Raw genomic sequence first — 1,929 nt, 5'->3', positions numbered from 1 at the left:
CGGTACGGCTGGCTCCCGCCGCGCGGATCGGTCACGGCGAGCCGGTCGCAGCCGAGCGACCAGCCGGGTCCGCTCAGCACCCGGTGCTCGTCGGGGCCGCCGTGCCGCTGCCGGGACGAGACGGCGGCGAGTTCGGCCGGGTCGGGGCGGGCCGGCGCGGCCGAGAGGGAGCCGAAGATCCTGCACATGACGACGCCTCCGCTTCCCACGCACGCGTGGCTCCTGAGCGATGTGGTGCGGTGAAGGCCCGGCGTGGCGTAGAGGCGACATGTCGCGAGTACGCCAAAGGGGCTGCCTTGCGGGCCACGGCCGGGCCCAACAGGCTGATCGCATGGAACACTTCGCGACCAATCTCATTGACCGCAGCGCACCGGAATCCCTGCTGGTCGTGGCCGCGCACCCGGACGACATCGAGTTCTGCGTCAGCGGGACGGTCATGCGGTGGATCGCGCAGGGCACGCAGCGCGTGACGTACTGCATCGTCACGGACGGCGGCGCCGGCGGCTACGACGAACGGCTCCCCCGCCAGGCCATGGGCGACCTCCGCCGGGCCGAGCAGGTCCATTCGGCCAAGCGCAGCGGCGTCGACGACGTCCGCTTCCTCGGCTACGAGGACAGCTATGTCGAGCCGAGCGTGGAGCTGCGCCGCGACCTGTGCCGGGTGATCCGGGAGGTGCGTCCGCAGCGGGCCGTCATCCCCAGCCCGGAGATCAACTGGTCCCGCATCGCCGATCTGCACCCCGACCACCGCGCGGTGGGCGACGCCGCGCTGCGGGCGATCTACCCCGAGGCGCGCAACCCCTTCGCCCACCCGTCCCTGCTGAAGGAGGAGGGGCTGGAGCCGTGGATCGTGCCCGAGCTGTGGCTGATGACCGGCCCGACCCCGAACCAGTACGTCGACGTCACCCCGGTCTTCGACCGGAAGGTGGAGGCGCTGCGCATCCACACCTCGCAGACCGCCCACTTCGACGATCTGGCGGGGCTGCTGCGGGACTGGCTGGGCGACCACGCCCGGGCGGCGGGGCTGCCCGCCGGGCGGATGGCGGAGGCCTTCCAGGTGGTGCAGATCGACGGCTGAGCGGCTGCCCGGGCCGGGTTGCGGCCCGGGCGGCCGTCCTTGGGCTCACCGGTCCACCGGTCTCACCCGTCTCACCCGTCTCACCCGTCTCACCGGTAGATGAGCAGTTCCCCTTCGGTCGCGCCCGCCAGTTCGTAACGGGTGGCGACCAGCGGACGGCCCGAGTAGAGCCGGATCAGCGTCGCCGCGTCGCCGCTGAACCGGGCCGGGGGCCGGCCGTCCACCTCGTTGCCCAGTTCCAGCGCTCCGGTGTGACCGTCGATGTCGGCGATCAGCCGGGGCGTTTCGCGTTTGCGGCTGGTGACCTGCAACAGGGGCAGGGCGAGCGCCAGGCTGTTCCCCGCGTACGCGCCCGGCTCCCCGAAGGCCTCGCGGACGTCGCCCGCGTGGATCCACTCCCCCAGGGCCACCGCGTCCAGCCTGCCGTCGCCGGCGGCGATGACGGGGCCGGCCTCGCTGAACCCGCGCTCCAGCTCGTCCACGATCCGCCCCACCGGCCAGTCCGCGCGCTCGGCCACGTCGGCGGCGTTGGCGGCGGGGAGGAAGACCCCTTCCTCCAGCCGGCCCTCGACGATCCGTACGAGGGCCGCCGCGCAGTGGGCGAGGACGTCCCGGGCGGTCCAGCCCGGGCAGGCGGTGCGCAGCCCGAACGCGGCCTCGGGCGTGCGGCGCAGCAGCGGGATCAGAACGTCCCGTTCGGTGCGCAGCAGCAGGTCCGGGAGCCACGGGTCCCGCGCCCCGGCGGCGGTGTCGTCCGCGGCCGTGTCCGGGGCGGTCTCCACGATGGTGTCCACGGTGTCCCCCGCGGTCAGTAGCGGTAGTGGTCGGGCTTGTACGGGCCCTCGACCTTG

The 1,929-nt window shown here is 73.6% G+C and carries 2 protein-coding genes and 1 pseudogene; 1 reads left to right on the top strand and 2 read right to left on the bottom strand.

Features of this window, described 5'->3' with window-relative positions:
* Positions 1-209, bottom strand: a pseudogene (locus VR44_RS10950) (asparagine synthase (glutamine-hydrolyzing)); the annotation flags it as partial.
* Positions 210-331: 122 nt separating this feature from the next.
* On the opposite strand from VR44_RS10950, the gene VR44_RS10945 reads away from it, so the two are divergent.
* Positions 332-1,078 (top strand): PIG-L deacetylase family protein, encoded by a 747-nt coding sequence (locus VR44_RS10945; RefSeq protein ID WP_045947237.1) that lies wholly within the window; start codon positions 332-334, stop codon positions 1,076-1,078.
* A gap of 89 nt (positions 1,079-1,167) precedes the next feature.
* Here the strand turns inward: VR44_RS10945 and VR44_RS10940 are convergent, their stop codons facing one another.
* Complete coding sequence (locus tag VR44_RS10940) at positions 1,168-1,860, bottom strand: maleylpyruvate isomerase family mycothiol-dependent enzyme (protein WP_045947239.1); 693 nt, start codon at positions 1,858-1,860, stop codon at positions 1,168-1,170.
* Between the last annotated feature and the right edge of the window lie 69 nt (positions 1,861-1,929).

Source organism: Streptomyces katrae (assembly GCF_000966975.1).
GTDB lineage: Bacteria > Actinomycetota > Actinomycetes > Streptomycetales > Streptomycetaceae > Streptomyces > Streptomyces katrae.
The sequence above is the reverse complement of the archived record's forward strand: the minus strand, read 5'-3'. Positions and strand labels throughout refer to the sequence as shown.